Here is a 16960-nt window from a genome sequence, read left to right as displayed (position 1 = left end):
CCGGCGCGGTCAGCCGGAGAGGCCCACCACGAGCCAGATGAACGCCACTCCGGCCACCGTGCACAGCAGGGTGGAGTGGGCGGGGTGTTCGTGATGGGCCTCGGGCAGGATCTCCGCGGCGGCCAGGTAGAGCAGCGCGCCGCCGAAGAGGCCGAGGTAGGCGCCGAGGAGCGTCTCCGGGATGGTGAGGAAGGCGGTCGAGGCGGCGCCCAGCACGGGCGCGCACGCGTCGGCGACCAGCATCGCCACGGCCTTGCGGCGCGCGTTGCCGTACAGGCTCGTGATGGTGAAGGTGTTGAAGCCGTCCGCGAAGTCGTGGGCGATGACGGCGAGCGCGACCGCCGTGCCCATGCCGCCGCCCACCTGGAAGGCGGCGCCGATCGCCACACCGTCCATGGCGCTGTGGCCGACCATCGCGGCGGCGGCCGTCAGGCCCACCTCGGGCGCGCGGTGGTGGTGGTTCTCGGCGCCGCCGTGCGCGGCCTGCCGTGCGGCCAGCGAGCGTTCCACCAGGTGGGCCAGCAGGAAACCGGTCACGAACAGCAGCAGGGCCGCCGGTACGCCGAACACCTCGCGGCCGGCCGCGTGCAGCGCCTCCGGCAGCAGGTCGAGGCCGACCACGCCCAGCATCAGGCCGCCTGCCAGGCCGAGGACCAGGTGGCGGCGGTCGGTCACACGCTGTGCCGTCCAGCCGCCCGCCAGCGTCATCAGGAACGCGCCGAGCGCGACGAAGACCGCCATGTGCCGTTGCTATCCGATCGACCCGCGCTCACGCACGTGCGGCCGTAGCCGCCGTGCACACAGGACTTGCTCGTAGGACTTGTAGGAGAGGACAGATTCTCATGGCCGATGCCCCCACCGGCAAGGTGACCTTCGTCGGTGCCGGCCCCGGCGCCGCCGACCTGTTGACGTTCCGTGCCGCGCGCGCCATCGCCGAGGCGGACGTGGTGATCTGGGCGGCCAGCCTGGTCCAGGCGGAGGTCCTCGAACACGCCCGGGAGGACGCGGAGATCCTGGACTCGGCCACCATGTCCCTGGAGGACGTCGTCGCCGTGTACGAGCGGGCCCACCGGGAGGGCCTGAAGGTGGCCCGCATCCACTCCGGCGACCCGGCCTTGTGGGGCGGAACGCAGGAGCAGCTCGACCGCTGTGCGCGGATCGGCATCGCGACCGAGGTGGTGCCCGGTGTCTCCGCCTTCTCCGCGGTGGCCGCCCTGGCCGGGCGGGAGCTGACCATCCCCGAGGTCGCGCAGTCCGTCGTCCTCACCCGGCTCGGTGGCGGCAAGACGCCGATGCCGCCCGGCGAGGAGGTGCGCGAGTTCGCGCGCCACGGCACCACCATGGCGATCTTCCTGTCCGCCGCGCGCAGCGGCCAGCTGGTGCGGGAGCTGCTGGAGGGCGGCTACCCGACGAGCACGCCGGTGGTCGTCGCGTACCAGGCGACCTGGCCGGAGGAGCTGATCGTGAGGTGCACGATCAGCACGCTGGAGGAGACCGTCAAGGAGCACAAGCTCTGGAAGCACACCCTGTTCCTGGTCGGCCCGGCCCTCGACGCGCAGGGCACCCGCTCGCACCTCTACCACCCCGGTCACTTCCACGGCTACCGCAAGGCCGACCCCCAGGCCCGCCGGGCCCTGCGCGAGCGGGGTGCGAGCACGTGATCACGGTCGTCGGCACGGGCACCGGGGCGCCGGTGCCCGCGGACGTCCTCGCCGGGGCCGAGCTGGTGGTGGGCGGGCGGCGGCACCTGGACGCCGTGCCGCTGCCGGAGCGGGCCGGGCGGATCGTCCTCGGGCCGCTCGGGCCGGCGCTCGACGCCATGGAGGAGTACGTCGTCAAGGACCGGCCTGTCGTGGTGCTGGCCTCGGGGGACCCTGGGTTCTTCGGGATCGTGCGGGCGCTGGCCGAACGGTTCGGGGCCGGGCGGCTGGACGTGCGGCCCGGGGTGTCGTCCGTGGCCAGCGCGTTCGCGCGGCTCGGGCTGCCCTGGGACGACGCGGTCGTGGTCAGCGCGCACGGGCGTGACCCGCGGACTGCGGTCAACCTCTGCCGGGCGCGGCCCAAGGTCGCCGTGCTGACCGGGCCGGGCGCCGGGCCCGCCGAACTGGGGGCCGCGCTCGTGTCGTACGACCGTGTCCTCGTCGTCGCCTCCGCCCTGGGCGATCCGGAGCGCGAGCGCGTCGAGCGGGTCTCCCCCGCCGAGGCCGCCTCCCGGGACTGGGGTACGGCGGTGAGCGTGGTGCTGTGCCTGGACGAGGGGCGCGCGCTCGGCGGCGTACGGACGGTGGCGGGGATGCCCGCGCCGCCCGCGGGATGGGCCCTGGACGAGGCCGACTTCGCCCACCGGGACTCGATGATCACCAAGTTCGAGGTGCGGGCGCTGGCCCTGGCCCGGCTCGGGCCGCGCCCGGGCGACCTGGTCTGGGACGTAGGCGCGGGCTCCGGGTCGGTGGCCGTGGAGTGCGCGCGGCTGGGCGCCGCCGCCGTCGCCGTGGAGAAGACCGCGGACGGGGTCGAGCGGGTCCGCGCCAACGCCGTCGCGCACGGCGTGGACGTGCGCGTCGTGCACGGCACGGCGCCGGACGCGCTGATGGGACTCGACGATCCCGACGCCGTGTTCGTCGGCGGCGGGGGCGCCGAGCTGCCCGCCATCGTGACCGCGTGCGCGCGGCGCGCCCGGCGGACGGTCATCGTCGCCATGGCCGCCCTGGACCGCGTACCGGCCGCCCGCGAGGCGCTCGTCGCCGCCGGGTTCTCCTGCGACGGCGTGCTGCTGCAGTCGTCCCGTCTCGCGCCGCTGCCGGGTGATGTGACCCGGCTCGCGGCGACGAACCCCGTTTTCCTGCTGTGGGGCGTCAGGCCTCGGGCACATACAGAAGGAGTTGCTCAGTGATCGGCCTCATTTCCGCCACCGCGGCGGGGGCGGCGGCGCGGGACCGGCTGGCCGCGGCGTGGCCGGACCGCACGCGGGTGTACGAGGGTGCCGTCGGGGACGCCGTACGGCGGGCGTTCGCGGAGTGCGAGCAGCTGGTGTGCTTCCTGGCCACGGGGGCGGTGGTCCGGCTGGTCGCGCCGCTGCTCGGCGACAAGACGGCCGACCCCGGCGTGGTGTGCGTCGACGAGGGCGGACGGTTCGCGGTGTCGCTGGTCGGCGGGCACGGCGGCGGCGCCAACGAACTCGCCCGCGAGGTCGGCGCCGTACTGGGCGCCGAGCCGGTGGTGACGACCGCGACGGACTCCGTCGGGCTGGCCGGCCTCGACACGCTCGGATTCCCGGCGGAGGGGTCGGTCGCGGCGGTCTCGCGGGCACTGCTGGACGGTGAACCGGTCGCCCTGGAAGCCGAGTTGGCGTGGCCGCTGCCCGCCCTGCCGACGGCGGAGCAGGGGGCGTACACCATCCGGCTGACCGACCGGGCCGTCGAGGCGGGCGAGCGCGAGGTGCTGCTGCGCCCGCCGTCCCTGGTCGTCGGGGTCGGCGCGTCCAGGGGCGCACCCGTGGCGGAGGTGCTGGAGCTGATCGAGGGGGCGCTGCGGGACGCCGGTCTCTCGGCGCGGTCCGTCGCCGAGCTCGCCACCGTCGACGCCAAGGCGGCGGAGCCCGGCATCGTGGAGGCCGCCCGGCACCTCGGCGTGCCCCTGGTCACCCACTCCGCCGAGGAGCTGGCGGGCGTCGAGGTGCCCAACCCATCCGACGCCCCGCTCGCCGCCGTCGGCACCCCGTCCGTCGCCGAGGCCGCGGCTCTCGTGGGCGGCGGTGAACTCCTCGTCCCCAAGCGGAAGTCGGCCGCGACCCCGGCGATGGCGACCTGTGCCGTCGTACGGCGGCCGGCGCGGGGGCGGCTCGCGGTGGTCGGGCTCGGGCCCGGCGCCCGCGACCTGCTCACCCCGCGCGCCGAGGCGGAGCTGCGGCGGGCGTCCGTGCTGGTCGGGCTCGACCAGTACGTCGACCAGATCCGCGACCTGCTGCGGCCCGGCACCCGGATCCTGGAGTCCGGACTGGGCGCGGAGGAGGAGCGGGCGCGCACGGCGGTCGCCGAGGCCCGCGCGGGGCACGCGGTCGCGCTGATCGGCAGCGGTGACGCGGGCGTGTACGCGATGGCGTCCCCGGCGCTCGCCGAGGCGTCCGACGACATCGAGGTGGTCGGGGTGCCCGGCGTCACGGCGGCACTGGCGGCCGGGGCGATCCTGGGCGCGCCGCTCGGCCACGACCATGTGTCGATCAGCCTGTCCGACCTGCACACGCCGTGGGAGGTCATCGAGCGGCGGGTACGGGCCGCGGCCGAGGCGGACATCGTGGTGACCTTCTACAACCCGCGCTCCCGGGGCCGCGACTGGCAGCTGCCGAAGGCGCTCGCCATCCTCGCCGGACACCGGGAGCCCACGACGCCCGTCGGTGTCGTGCGCAACGCCTCCCGGCCGGACGAGTCCAGCCGGCTGACCACCCTGGCCGCGCTGGATCCGGCGACGGTCGACATGATGACGGTCGTCACCGTGGGCAACACGGCGACCCGTGAGATCGCGGGCCGCATGGTGACGCCGCGCGGCTACCGCTGGCAGGAGGAGACCAGGTGAATCGTGTGGTTCATCCGATCGAGCAGGAGTCCTTCCGGCGGCTGCGCGCCCGGCTGGACACCTCGCACTTCCCGGAGCTGACCCGGGCGGTGGTGGAGCGAGTCATCCACTCCGCCGCCGACCTGGAGTACGCGAGCGACCTGGTCATGGACGAGGGCGCGCTGGTCAAGGCGCACGCCGCGCTGCACGCCGGGGCGCCGGTGGTCGTGGACGTCGAGATGGTCGCGGCCGGGATCACCCGGCGGGAGACCGTCTGCCGCCTCAAGGACGCCGCGGCCGGGCCGGGACTGACGCGGTCCGCCCATGCGATCCGGCTGGCCTACGAGGAGGTCGGCCCTGGAGCCCTGTGGGTGATCGGCTGTGCGCCGACCGCCCTGGAGGAGCTGCTGACGCTGAATGCCGATCCCGCGCTCGTCATCGGTCTGCCCGTCGGTTTCGTAGGCGCGGCCGAGTCCAAGGCCGCGTTGCGCGAGAGCGGGCTGCCCGCCGTGAGCAACGTGTCCGAGAAGGGCGGTTCGGCGGTCGCCGCCGCCGCGCTCAACGCCCTGCTGTACCACCCCGTTTCCGCTGAGGAGAAGCCGTGACCACCCCGCCGCCCGCCCTGCTCATCGCCGGCCATGGCACCCGGGACGACGCCGGAGCCGAGGCGTTCCGCGACTTCGTCCGGGAACTGGGCCGCCGCCACCCCGAACTGCCCGTCGCGGGCGGCTTCATCGAGCTGTCCCCGCCGCCGCTGGGCGACGCGGTGAGCGAACTGGTGGACAAGGGCGTACGCCGGTTCGCCGCCGTGCCGCTGATGCTGGTCTCCGCCGGGCACGCCAAGGGCGACATCCCGGCCGCGCTGGCCCGCGAGAAGGAGCGGCACCCCGGGATCACCTACACCTACGGCCGTCCGCTCGGCCCGCACCCGGCGCTGCTGAACGTGCTGGAGCGGCGGCTGGACGAGGCGCTGGGCTCTTCCGCGCGCAAGCCCGCGGACCGGGCCGACGTGACCGTGCTGCTCGTCGGGCGCGGCTCGACCGACCCGGACGCCAACGCCGAGGTGCACAAGGCGGCCCGGCTGCTGTGGGAGGGACGCGGGTACGCGGGCGTGGAGACGGCGTTCGTGTCGCTGGCGGCGCCGGACGTGCCGAGCGGGCTCGACCGGTGCGCGAAGCTCGGGGCGCGGCGCGTCGTCGTACTCCCCTACTTCCTCTTCACCGGCATCCTGCCGGACCGGGTGCGGCAGCAGACCGAGGGCTGGGCGGCGGCGCACCCGGAGGTCGAGGTGCGGTCGGCCGATGTCATCGGGCCCGAGCCGGAGCTGCTCGATCTGGTGATGGAGCGGTACGAGGAGGCCGTCAAGGGCGATCTGCGGATGAACTGCGACTCGTGCGTGTACCGCATCGCGCTGCCCGGCTTCGAGGACAAGGTGGGGATGCCGCAGCAGCCGCACTTCCACCCGGACGACGACGACCACCACCACGGGCACGGGCACCACCATCACGGGGGGCACGCACACACCCATGCGCACTGAGGACACCGCCACGGGCGGGCACGATCTGCGCCATCACGGGGACGCCGAGGTCCGGGACGACGGGGCCGCGCTGGTCGACCTCGCGGTCAACGTCCGCGCGGACACACCGCCCGCCTGGCTGCGGGAGCACATCGCCGGGTCGCTGGACTCCCTCGCGGCCTACCCGGACGGGCGGGATGCCCGGGCGGCGGTGGCCGCTCGGCACGGGGTTCCGGCGGAGCGGGTGCTGCTGACGGCGGGCGCGGCGGAGGCGTTCGTGCTGCTCGCCCGGGCGTTGAAGGTGCGCCGTCCGGTGGTGGTGCATCCGCAGTTCACCGAGCCGGAGGCCGCCCTGCGCGACGCCGGGCACACCGTGGACCGGGTGCTGCTGCGGGAGGCGGACGGCTTCCGGCTGGATCCGGGGGCGGTGCCGGAGGATGCCGACCTGGTGGTGATCGGCAACCCGACCAATCCCACCTCGGTGCTGCATCCGGCCGCGGCGATCGCCTCCCTCGCCCGTCCCGGGCGGGTGCTGGTGGTCGACGAGGCGTTCATGGACGCGGTGCCGGGCGAGCGGGAGGCGCTGGCCGGGCGGACCGACGTACCCGGGCTCGTGGTGCTGCGCAGCCTGACCAAGACCTGGGGTCTCGCCGGGCTGCGGATCGGCTACGTCCTGGCCGCGCCGGAGATCATCGCGGAGCTGGAGCGGGCCCAGCCGCTGTGGCCGGTTTCCACGCCCGCCCTCGTGGCGGCACGGGCCTGCGTGGCCCCCCGCGCGCTGGCCGAGGCGGCCCACGCGGCCCACCGCGTCGCGGCGGACCGGGCCCACCTGGTGGCGGGTCTGTCCGCGTTCGCGGGACGGGGAGTACGGGTGGTCTCCCCTGCGGAGGGGCCGTTCGTCCTGGTCCGCATGCCGGGGGCCGACGGCGTGCGGGGGCGGCTGCGGGAGCTCGGGTACGCGGTGCGGCGGGGGGACACGTTTCCCGGGCTGGGCGAGGAGTGGGTACGGATCGCTGTGCGGGACCGGGGCACGGCGGACGGGTTGCTGCGCGCGCTGGACGCCGCGCTGAGGTGATCACCGGGGCTGCGCCCCTGGCCCCCGCTTCGCCCGCCCGCCCACCCGACTCGGTAGGACAAGAAGTGGCCCCCCGGGGCTCCGCCCCGGACCCCGGCGGGGACTGCGTCCCCTGCACCCAGGGGAGACTTTCCTCCACCGCGTTGTGGGCTGCCCCGGCAGGCGCCCCGGCCGAGGCGCCTCGGCGCTACTCGACCACCAGCCCGTTCAGCACCACCCGTCCCGGGGCCGCCAGGACGCGTACGTCCGCGCGTGGGTCCGCCTCGTACACCACCAGGTCCGCCGGTGCGCCCTCCTGGAGGCCGGGGCGGCCCAGCCACTTGCGGGCTCGCCAGCTGGTCGCGGACAGGGCGTCGAGGGGTGGGATGCCGGCGGTGACCAGTTCGGCGACCTCGGCCGCGACCAGGCCGTGGGCCAGGGAGCCGCCGGCGTCGGTGCCGACGTACACGGGGATGCCGGCGTCGTAGGCGGCGCGGACGGTGTCGTAGCGGCGCTCGTGGAGGCGGCGCATATGGGCGGACCAGCGGGGGAACCTGGACTCGCCGCCGTCGGCGAGCTTGGGGAAGGTGGCGATGTTGACGAGGGTGGGGACGACGGCGACGCCCCGGGAGGCGAACAGGGGGATCAGGTCCTCCGTCAGGCCCGTCGCGTGTTCGATGCAGTCGATGCCGGCCTCGACCAGGTCGCGCAGGGAGTCCTCGGCGAAGCAGTGGGCGGTCACGCGGGCGCCGAGGCGGTGGGCCTCCCCGATGGCCGCCTCCACGGCGTCCCGGGGCCAGCAGGCGGACAGGTCGCCGAGGTCGCGGTCGATCCAGTCGCCGACGAGTTTCACCCAGCCGTCGCCGCGCCGGGCCTCCTGGGCGACGTAGGCGACGAGGTCGTCCGGTTCGATCTCGTGGGCGAAGTCGCGGATGTAGCGGCGGGTGCGGGCGATGTGCCGGCCGGCCCGGATGATCTTCGGGAGGTCGGGGCGGTCGTCGGTCCAGTGGGTGTCGGAGGGCGAGCCCGCGTCCCGGATCAGCAGGGTGCCCGCCCCCCGGTCGGTCAGCGCCTGCTGCTCGGCGACGTCCTTGTCGACCGGACCGTGCGGGCCCAGGCCGACGTGGCAGTGGGCGTCGACCAGGCCGGGCAGCGCCCACCCCTCGACGGTCGTCACCTCGCGGGCGCCGACGGGGCGGTCGTACGAGATCCGCCCGCCGACCACCCACAGCTCGTCCCGGACCTCGTCCGGACCGACGAGGATCCGGCCCTTCACGTGCAGCACGGCGTGATCGCTCATGTACCGCACCTTAGTGAGCTACCGCTCGGCCTTGCCCACCTGGTCCGAGGTCTCCTCCTCCACCTCCGCCATCGCCGGGTCGAGGAGGCGGGAGAGGAAGTGGCGGGTGCGCTCGTGGGCGGGGGCGCCGATGACCTGGTCCGGGGAGCCGTCCTCGACGATCACGCCGCCGTCCATGAAGACGACCCGGTCGGCGACCTCGCGGGCGAAGCTCATCTCATGGGTGACGACGATCATCGTCATGCCCTCCCTCGCCAGCACCCGCATCACCGCGAGGACGTCCCCGACCAGCTCCGGGTCGAGCGCCGAGGTCGGCTCGTCGAACAGCATCACCTGGGGGTCCATCGCCAGCGCGCGGGCGATGGCGACGCGCTGCTGCTGGCCGCCGGAGAGGGAGGAGGGGTAGGCGTCCGCCTTGTCGGACAGGCCCACGCGCCGGAGGTTCTCGGCGGCCACCTTCGCGGCCGTCGCCTTGTCCCGCCTCAGCACCCGGCGCTGCGGGAGGGTGAGGTTCTCGGTCACCGTGAGGTGCGGGAAGAGGTTGAACTGCTGGAAGACCATGCCGATGCGACGGCGCACGGCGTCGATGTCGACGTCGGGGTCGGTCAGTTCGGTGCCGCCGACGAAGACCCGGCCCTTGGTGGGCTCCTCCAGCAGGTTCACACAGCGCAGCAGCGTCGACTTGCCTGAGCCGGAGGGGCCGATGACGCAGGCCACCTCGCCCTGGCCGATCTCCAGGTCGATGCCGCGCAGCACCTCGTTGTCGCCGAAGGACTTGTGCAGGTCCTGGATCCGGACCTCGGGAGTGGTCACTTGACGGCCTCCTGGGCCTTGGCCTCCATACGGCGGACGAGGAAGCCGAGCGGGATCGTGACCAGCAGGTAGCACAGGCCGGCGACGAGGATCGGCGTGGAGTTGGCGGTCGTGCTGGCGAGGTCGCGTCCGTACTTGGACAGTTCGCGCTCCTCCAGGGTGACGCCCAGGAACAGCACCAGCGAGGAGTCCTTGAAGAGCAGGACGAGTTCGTTGGTGAGCGGCGGGAGGATGATCCGGAACGCCTGCGGGACGATGATCGAGGCCATGGCCCGGGCGGGCGAGAAGCCCAGCGAACGCGCCGCCTCCATCTGCCCCTTGGGGACGGCCTGGATGCCGGCGCGGATCGTCTCCGCCATGTACGCGGCCGCCACCAGGCCGAGCGCCAGGGCGACCTTGCCGTAGGTGCCGCCGATGATCTCGGTTCCGGGGAAGGCCAGGGGGACGGCCACACCGATGAAGATGAAGATCAGCAGGGCGGGAAGGCCGCGGAAGATCTCGATGTAGACGCCCGCGAGCCAGCGGTACGGGCCCACGGACGACAGCCGCATCAGCGCGAGGAGCATGCCCAGCACCAGTCCGACGACGAAGCCGGACACGGTGTAGAGCACGGTGTTCTTCAGCGCCAGCGTGATGACGTCCGGGAACATCTGGCGCGCGATGTCGAGCTGCGCGAACTGGTTCTGCAGCTGTCCCCAGTCGGCCGTGACCGCGAAGGCGATCACGGCGGCGACGAAGACGGCGTACTGGACGCCGCGCGACAGCCTGCGCTTCTGGGTCCGGGTCAGTCCCTTCTTCACGGGCCGGACCGGTACGTCGGTGTCGGTCATGAGGTCAGGAGGCCGAGGGGGAGGCGGCGGACGCGTCGTAGGGGCCGATCCACTTCTCGTACAGCTTCTTGTACGTGCCGTCGGCCTTGGCGTCGGCGATCGCCTTGTTGACGGCGGCGAGGAGCTTGGTGTTGCCCTTCTTGACCGTGAAGCCGTACTGCTCACCGGTGTTGAGGTTGTCCACCACCTTGAAGGCGCCGGCGTTGGCCTTGTCCTTCAGCCAGCCCTGGACCACCGGGTAGTCGATGATGACGGCCTGGACCTGGCCGGTGCGCAGGCCGTTGAGCACCGCGTCGGAGGACTCGAAGGAGACCGGGTCGAAGCCCTGCTTCTTGGAGTAGTCCTCGCCGGTGGTCTGCGCCTGGGCGCCGAGCTTCTTGCCCTTGGCCTTGATGTCGGCCAGGGAGTTGACGCCGCTCTTCTTGTCGACGAGGACGGCCTGGGTGGCGTTGAAGTAGGGGTCGGAGAAGTCGACGTGCTTCTTGCGCTCGGCGGTGATGGTCATGCCGGCCGCGGCGAGGTCGCACTGGCCGGAATTGAGGAAGGCGCCGGTCTTGAAGTTCTCGAAGGGCGTGTCGACGATGGCCTGCTTCACGCCGAGGTCCTTGGCGACCAGGTCGACGAGGGAGACGTCGAAGCCCTGGACCTTGCCGCCGATCTCCGACTGGAAGGGCGGGTAGGGCAGGTGGGTGCAGGTGGTGAGCTGCCCCGCCTTGGCGAGCCGGACCCCGCCGGCGGCGGTCTTCGAACCGCTGCCGCCGCTGTCGGTGGAGGTGCAGCCGGAGGTACCGACAGCCACGAGCACCAGCCCGGCCGTCGCGGTGGTGGCGGCCAGGATGCGGGTCCGGCGCCCGGAGAGGGTGTTCACGGGGGGCCTCCTGTGGGGGAACTGTGGGTTCCGATTATAAGGAGATGTTTGGGTGTCTCAAACCAAACCGATGGCCGCAAGGCCGTCCGGCCTAAGAAGTCGCCGGTCGGAGGCGGCTGACTCCGGCCGGTTACGCTCGACATCACCTGTTCCCCGTGTGCGAGGAGAGCACGCAGTGACCCACGCCTTTCTCGACCTTCCCCCGCTGAGCGCCGCGCGGTTCGCCTCGATCGAGGACCGGGTGGCCAAGCTGCTCGGCACCCGGCAGGACGTCGTGATCACACAGGGTGAGGCGCTGCTGCCGCTGGAGGGGGCGATCCGGGCGACGGCCGGGCCGGGCACGACCGCGCTGAACGTCATCACCGGTCCGTACGGGCAGACCTTCGGGAGCTGGCTGCGGGACTGCGGCGCCACGGTGCACGACCTGGCGGTGCCCTTCCACACGGCGGTCACGGCGGCGCGGATCCGGGAGGCCTTCGCCGAGCACCCGGAGATCGACTTCGTGTCGCTGGTGCACGCGGAGGCGGCGACCGGCAACACCAACCCGGTCGCGGAGATCGGCGAGGCGGTACGGGAGCAGGGCGCCCTCTTCTATCTGGACGCGGTCGCCTCCGTCGGGGCCGAGCCGGTGCTGCCGGACGCGTGGGGCGTGGACCTGTGCGTGATCGGGGCGCAGAAGGCGATGGGCGGTCCGGCGGGCGTGTCGGCGGTGTCGGTGAGCGAGCGGGCCTGGGCGCGGATGGCGGCGAACCCGCGGGCGCCGCGCCGCTCGTACCTGTCGCTGCTCGACTGGAAGGAGCGCTGGATCGACGGCGGCCGCGAGACGCTGCTGCACGCTCCCGCGCAGCTGGAGATGCTCGCGCTGGAGGCGTGTCTGGAGCGGATCGAGACGGTGGGACCGGAGGCCGTGATGGCACGCCACCGCCGCGCCGCGCTGGCCACCCGCGCGGGGGCGGTGGCTCTGGGCGGGGGGCTGGAGCCCTATGTGTACGAGGAGCGGGACGCGGCGCCGGTCGCCACGACCCTGCGGGTGCCGTCGGACGTGGTCGCGTCCGAGGTGGTGGCCCGGGCGCTGGCGCACGACCCCGCGCTGCCGCTGGCCGCGGGTGGCGGCGCGCTGGCCAAGGAGATGATCCGGGTCAACCACTACGGGGTGGACGCGACGGTGGGCACGGTCCAGGCCTCCCTGGCGGCGCTGGGCGCGGCGCTGGCGGAACAGGGGCTGACCGTGGACATCGAGGGGGCACGGCAGACCGCGGCGGATTTCCGGGGATAGCGGCCGGGCGCGCCCCGGGCGTATTGACGGTGGCCGGAGCATGAATTCAAGGTGATTTGCTAATTCTTATTAACGGGTAGCTTTCCCAAGTGCTTCTGCCCGTTTTTCCGAGGCGTAAACACCACGAGTTTTCGAGCGGGTTACATGCCTGTGACGCATTACACAGGTGCACCCTTTTGCACCTTTTGGGCCGACCAAACCAGTACATATCGCCACCTCGTCGCGCACCTGCCCGCGCCCGCGCGATAACACAGGACCCCCACCGAAGTAACCCAGATCGGCCATGCATTTTTGAATTTCCATCGGTAAATTCAATCCGCATGACTGCCGCACAAGCAGACTTGCTCATCGACCGCCCGGCGGTCGCGGACGGAGCCGCGCTCTGGCGTATTGCCAAGGACTCCGGAAACCTCGACCTGAACTCCTCCTACAGCTATCTGCTGTGGTGTCGTGACTTCGCCGGTACGACGGCGGTGGCGCGCGGGGCCGACGGAGAACCGGTCGGCTTCGTCACCGGGTACGTACGGCCGGAGCAGCCGCACACCCTGTTCGTCTGGCAGGTGGCGGTGGACGCGACCCACCGGGGCCGCGGGATCGCGGCCGCACTGCTCGACGGACTGACCGCACGGCTCGCCACCGAGCACGGGATCACCTCCGTGGAGACCACGATCACCCCGGGCAACACCGCGTCCGAGCGCCTGTTCACCTCGTACGCCGACCGGCACGGCGCATCGGTCTCCCGCGAGGTCCTCTTCGACACGGGCCTGTTCCCCGACGGACCCCACGAGCCCGAGGTCCTGTACCGCATCGGGCCCCTCTCCGCCTGACCTCCACGCACAGCCCCCCACGTACTCCCCACGCACTCCCCCCCACGCAACGAGGAGCGATTCGTCGTGACCATCACCCAGCCGGACCTCAGTGTCTTCGAGACCGTCGAGTCCGAGGTGCGCAGCTACTGCCGCGGCTGGCCCACCGTCTTCGACCGCGCGCAGGGCAGCCGCATGTACGACGAGGACGGCCACGCGTACCTGGACTTCTTCGCCGGCGCCGGGTCCCTCAACTACGGGCACAACAACCCCGTACTGAAACGGGCGTTGATCGACTACCTGGAGCGGGACGGCGTCACCCACGGGCTCGACATGTCGACCACCGCCAAGCGCGCCTTCCTGGAGTCCTTCCAGAACCTGGTGCTCCGGCCGCGCGACCTGCCGTACAAGGTCATGTTCCCGGGGCCGACCGGCACCAACGCGGTGGAGTCCGCGCTGAAGCTGGCGCGGAAGGTGAAGGGGCGCGAGGCGATCGTGTCCTTCACCAACGCCTTCCACGGGATGTCCCTGGGTTCGCTGGCCGTCACCGGCAACGCCTTCAAGCGGGCCGGCGCGGGCATACCGCTCGTGCACGGGACCCCGATGCCCTTCGACAACTACTTCGACGGCAAGGTCCCGGACTTCCTCTGGTTCGAGCGGCTGCTGGAGGACCAGGGGTCCGGACTCAACAAGCCCGCCGCCGTGATCGTGGAGACGGTGCAGGGCGAGGGCGGCATCAACGTCGCCCGCCCGGAGTGGCTGCGCGCGCTCGCCGGTCTGTGCGAGCGCCAGGACATGCTGCTGATCGTCGACGACATCCAGATGGGCTGCGGCCGTACCGGCGCCTTCTTCTCCTTCGAAGAGGCCGGGATCGTGCCGGACATCGTCACCGTCTCGAAGTCCATCAGCGGCTACGGGCTGCCGATGTCGCTGTGCCTGTTCAAGCCCGAGCTCGACATCTGGGAGCCGGGCGAGCACAACGGCACCTTCCGCGGCAACAACCCGGCGTTCGTCACGGCCACCGCCGCCCTGGAGGCCTACTGGGCGGACGGCTCGGCGATGGAGAAGCAGACCCGGGCACGGGGTGAGCAGGTCGAGCAGGCCCTGATCTCCATCACCGAGGAGAACCTCGCGGATGTGAAGGAGTACCGGGGACGCGGGCTCGTGTGGGGCCTGGAGTTCCACGACAAGGGCCGGGCCGGACGCGTGGCGCACCGCGCCTTCGAACTCGGGCTGCTGATCGAGACCTCGGGCCCGGAGAGCGAGGTCGTCAAGCTGCTCCCGGCTCTCACCATCACGCCGGACGAGCTCGACGCGGGCCTGCGTGTCCTCGCCCGCGCCGTCCGCGAGACAGCCTGAGGCACCGGAAAGACCTGAATCACCGGAAATCTGAAACACCTAGCAAGGAGGCATCGCACCACCGTGATCGTCCGATCGTTCAAGGACATCGAAGGCACCGACCGCCATGTGAGGGCCGCGTCCGGCACCTGGGAGAGCAAGCGCATCGTCCTGGCCAAGGAAAGGGTCGGCTTCTCCCTGCACGAAACGATTCTGTACGCCGGTACGGAGACGTCGATGTGGTACGCCAACCACATCGAGGCCGTCGTCTGCGTCGAGGGCGAGGCCGAGCTCTCCGACCACGAGACCGGGGAGACGCACACGATCACTCCCGGCACCATGTACCTCCTCGACGGCCACGAGCGGCACACGCTGCGCGTCAAGGAGGACTTCCGCTGCCTCTGCGTGTTCAACCCGCCCGTGACGGGACGGGAGGACCACGACGAGAACGGCGTCTACCCGCTGCTCACCGAGCCCGAGGAGGTGTGACGAGCAGTGACCACCACGACCACCACGACCACCGTCACCGACCTGTACCCCAGCCGCGGCGCCACCGAGGTGTCGGTCCCCCGCCAGGACCCGGTCGTCTGGGGCTCCCCCGACACCCCCGGCCCGGTCTCGGCCACCGACCTCCAGTCGTACGAGCGTGACGGCTTCCTCGCCGTCGACCAGCTGATCACCGACGACGAAGTCGCCGTCTACCGCCAGGAGCTGGAGCGGCTCGTCGCCGATCCGGGGATCCGGGCCGACGAGCGGTCGATCGTCGAGCCGCGGTCGCAGGAGATCCGGTCCGTCTTCGAGGTGCACCGGATCAGCGAGGTGTTCGCGAACCTGGTGCGCGACGAGCGGGTCGTCGGGCGGGCCCGGCAGATCCTCGGCTCGGACGTCTACGTCCACCAGTCCCGGATCAACGTCAAGCCGGGCTTCGGGGCCAGCGGCTTCTACTGGCACTCGGACTTCGAGACCTGGCACGCCGAGGACGGTCTGCCGAACATGCGGACGGTGTCCGTCTCGATCGCGCTGACCGAGAACTACGACACCAACGGCGGGCTCATGATCATGCCGGGCTCGCACCGGACGTTCCTGGCGTGTGCCGGCGCCACACCCAAGGACAACTACAAGAAGTCGCTGCAGATGCAGGACGCGGGCACGCCCTCCGACGAGGCGCTGACCAAGCTGGCGGGCGAGTACGGCATCAAGCTGTTCACCGGCCGGGCCGGCTCGGCGACCTGGTTCGACTGCAACTGCATGCACGGGTCCGGCGACAACATCACGCCGTTCCCCCGCAGCAACGTCTTCATCGTGTTCAACAGCGTGGAGAACCAGGCGGTCGAGCCGTTCGCGGCCCCGGTACGCCGACCGGAATTCATCGGCGCCCGGGACTTCACCCCGGTGCGCTGAGGCGCGCCCGGCCGGGGCTGGCCACTTCAGGGGGCGACAGGTTGCGCCCCCTGCGGTGAGCCCAGCCCGGCCGGGGCCGGGGGTGGGCTCAGTTCGACAGTGCGTTCAGCAGGCGGTCGACGTCCGTGGGTGTGTTGTACAGGTGGAAGGACGCGCGCAGGTTGCCCGCGCGGTTGGAGACCTCGATCCCCGCGCGGCTCAGCTCCGGCTGCCGCTCGCCGAGTCCGGGTACCGACACGATCGCCGAGCCGGGGGCGGGCACGGGCTCGTGGCCGAGCGTCGCGAGGCCGTCCCGGAACCGGTCGGCGAGGGCCAGGTCGTGCTGGTGGACGGCGGCCACGCCGAGTTCCTCGATCAGGTCGAGGGAGCGGCGCAGCCCCGCGAAGGTGAACAGCGCGTGGGTCAGGTCGAACCGCCGTGCCGAGTGGGCGAGTTCGGCGACCGGGCCGTAACAGCTGTCCCACGGCGTCTCGGCCGCGACCCAGCCCGCGAGCACCGGCGTCAGTCCGCCGAAGTCCTCCGGGACCACGAGGAAGGCCGCGCCGTGCGGGCCGAGCAGCCACTTGAAGGAGACGGCGGCGGTGAAGTCGTAGGCGTCGGCGTCCATCGGCAGCCAGCCCGCCGCCTGGGAGAAGTCGACGTAGGTGCGTGCCCCGTGGCTGCGGGCGGCCTCCCGCAGGGCGGGCAGGTCGGCGATCCGCCCGTCGGCGGACTGCGCGGCGCTGACCGCGACCAGTGCGGTGTCCGGGCGGACGGACTCGGCGATCCGCTCCAGCGGGACCGTGCGGACCTTGAGGTCGCCGCGCACGTGGAACGGGTTCAGCACGGAGGTGAAGTCGTCCTCGGCGGTGAGGACTTCGGCGCCCGCGGGCAGCGAGGCGGCGATCACACCGGTGTGCGCGGCGACCGAGGCTCCGGCCGCCACCCGAGTGACGGGGACACCGGCCAGCCGGGCGTACGCGGCCCGGCAGGCCTCCACGTCCTCGTACAGCGGGGTCAGCGGCCTGCCCTCGGCCCGCAGCACCGCCGCCTCGTGCAGGGCGGCGACGGTGCGGGCGGGCAGCAGGCCGTTGCTCGCGGTGTTCAGATGGGTGCTCTTCGGGGTGAACTCGGCGCGGACGAGATTCTCGAGGCTCTCCAAGGTCTCCATGGGTCCACTCTGCGGCCCGGGGAAGTCACCGTCCATCGCGGATTTTTACGTGGATCC

17 protein-coding genes are annotated in these 16960 nt (G+C 72.3%); 11 read left to right on the top strand and 6 right to left on the bottom strand.

The features are described from left to right. Positions 1–9: 9 nt before the first annotated feature. Positions 10–741: a ZIP family metal transporter gene (locus ACZ7L0_RS10980; RefSeq protein ID WP_471242123.1), complete on the bottom strand. Its 732-nt coding sequence runs from the start codon at positions 739–741 to the stop codon at positions 10–12. 101 nt (positions 742–842) lie between these two features. Between ACZ7L0_RS10980 and cobM the strand changes: the two genes are divergently transcribed. The 6 genes from cobM to cobC are packed head-to-tail and all read left to right on the top strand — an operon-like array spanning position 843 to position 7142. Beyond that, positions 843–1661 carry a precorrin-4 C(11)-methyltransferase gene (gene cobM, locus ACZ7L0_RS10975; RefSeq protein WP_471242122.1) on the top strand — a complete coding sequence of 273 codons (819 nt, stop codon included), beginning with the start codon at positions 843–845 and terminating at the stop codon, positions 1659–1661. After that, positions 1658–2893, top strand: a complete 1236-nt coding sequence (gene cbiE / locus ACZ7L0_RS10970) for a precorrin-6y C5,15-methyltransferase (decarboxylating) subunit CbiE (protein ID WP_471242121.1) — start codon at positions 1658–1660, stop codon at positions 2891–2893. The genes cobM and cbiE overlap by 4 nt, the downstream gene beginning before the upstream one ends. Beyond that, positions 2890–4572, top strand: a complete 1683-nt coding sequence (gene cobJ, locus ACZ7L0_RS10965) for a precorrin-3B C(17)-methyltransferase (protein ID WP_471242120.1) — start codon at positions 2890–2892, stop codon at positions 4570–4572. The genes cbiE and cobJ overlap by 4 nt, the downstream gene beginning before the upstream one ends. Next, entirely contained in the window at positions 4569–5156 is a 588-nt protein-coding gene (locus ACZ7L0_RS10960; protein WP_471242119.1) for a precorrin-8X methylmutase, read from the top strand. The genes cobJ and ACZ7L0_RS10960 overlap by 4 nt, the downstream gene beginning before the upstream one ends. Next, positions 5153–6088, top strand: a complete 936-nt coding sequence (locus tag ACZ7L0_RS10955) for a sirohydrochlorin chelatase (RefSeq protein WP_471242118.1) — start codon at positions 5153–5155, stop codon at positions 6086–6088. Before ACZ7L0_RS10960 ends, ACZ7L0_RS10955 begins: the two co-directional genes overlap by 4 nt. Then, entirely contained in the window at positions 6078–7142 is a 1065-nt protein-coding gene (gene cobC / locus ACZ7L0_RS10950) for an Rv2231c family pyridoxal phosphate-dependent protein CobC (protein ID WP_471242117.1), read from the top strand. Before ACZ7L0_RS10955 ends, cobC begins: the two co-directional genes overlap by 11 nt. A 187-nt stretch (positions 7143–7329) precedes the next feature. On the opposite strand, the gene ACZ7L0_RS10945 is transcribed toward cobC, so the two are convergent. Genes ACZ7L0_RS10945 through ACZ7L0_RS10930 form a run of 4 tightly spaced genes read right to left on the bottom strand, consistent with a single transcriptional unit; the run spans position 7330 to position 10932 of the window. Then, positions 7330–8421 (bottom strand): amidohydrolase family protein, encoded by a 1092-nt coding sequence (locus tag ACZ7L0_RS10945; RefSeq protein ID WP_471242116.1) that lies wholly within the window; start codon positions 8419–8421, stop codon positions 7330–7332. A gap of 18 nt (positions 8422–8439) precedes the next feature. Next, positions 8440–9234 (bottom strand): amino acid ABC transporter ATP-binding protein, encoded by a 795-nt coding sequence (locus ACZ7L0_RS10940; RefSeq protein WP_471242115.1) that lies wholly within the window; start codon positions 9232–9234, stop codon positions 8440–8442. Beyond that, positions 9231–10064, bottom strand: coding sequence for an amino acid ABC transporter permease (locus tag ACZ7L0_RS10935; RefSeq protein ID WP_471242114.1), 834 nt, complete (start codon positions 10062–10064; stop codon positions 9231–9233). The genes ACZ7L0_RS10940 and ACZ7L0_RS10935 overlap by 4 nt, the downstream gene beginning before the upstream one ends. 4 nt (positions 10065–10068) lie before the next feature. After that, a complete protein-coding gene (locus ACZ7L0_RS10930) occupies positions 10069–10932 on the bottom strand; it encodes a transporter substrate-binding domain-containing protein (RefSeq protein ID WP_471242113.1) in 864 nt (287 codons plus the stop codon). Positions 10933–11107: 175 nt separating this feature from the next. Here ACZ7L0_RS10930 and ACZ7L0_RS10925 point away from each other — a divergent pair, with 175 nt between their 5' ends. The 5 genes from ACZ7L0_RS10925 (at position 11108) to thpD (ending at position 15753) form a co-directional block, all read left to right on the top strand. After that, positions 11108–12208 (top strand): pyridoxal-phosphate-dependent aminotransferase family protein, encoded by a 1101-nt coding sequence (locus ACZ7L0_RS10925; protein WP_471242112.1) that lies wholly within the window; start codon positions 11108–11110, stop codon positions 12206–12208. 320 nt (positions 12209–12528) lie between these two features. Beyond that, entirely contained in the window at positions 12529–13035 is a 507-nt protein-coding gene (gene ectA, locus ACZ7L0_RS10920; protein WP_471242111.1) for a diaminobutyrate acetyltransferase, read from the top strand. A gap of 66 nt (positions 13036–13101) precedes the next feature. Beyond that, positions 13102–14373, top strand: coding sequence for a diaminobutyrate--2-oxoglutarate transaminase (ectB, locus tag ACZ7L0_RS10915; protein WP_471242110.1), 1272 nt, complete (start codon positions 13102–13104; stop codon positions 14371–14373). A 63-nt stretch (positions 14374–14436) separates the two neighbouring features. Further along, positions 14437–14841, top strand: coding sequence for an ectoine synthase (locus tag ACZ7L0_RS10910; protein ID WP_471242109.1), 405 nt, complete (start codon positions 14437–14439; stop codon positions 14839–14841). Positions 14842–14847: 6 nt separating this feature from the next. Then, positions 14848–15753 carry an ectoine hydroxylase gene (thpD, locus tag ACZ7L0_RS10905; RefSeq protein ID WP_471242108.1) on the top strand — a complete coding sequence of 302 codons (906 nt, stop codon included), beginning with the start codon at positions 14848–14850 and terminating at the stop codon, positions 15751–15753. A gap of 88 nt (positions 15754–15841) precedes the next feature. Here thpD and ACZ7L0_RS10900 read toward each other — a convergent pair whose 3' ends face one another. Further along, positions 15842–16903, bottom strand: a complete 1062-nt coding sequence (locus ACZ7L0_RS10900) for an aminotransferase class V-fold PLP-dependent enzyme (protein ID WP_471242107.1) — start codon at positions 16901–16903, stop codon at positions 15842–15844. Positions 16904–16960: the final 57 nt, after the last annotated feature.

Source organism: Streptomyces sp. NPDC039424, assembly GCF_055639495.1.
This window is presented reverse-complemented; position numbering and strand designations above follow the sequence as displayed.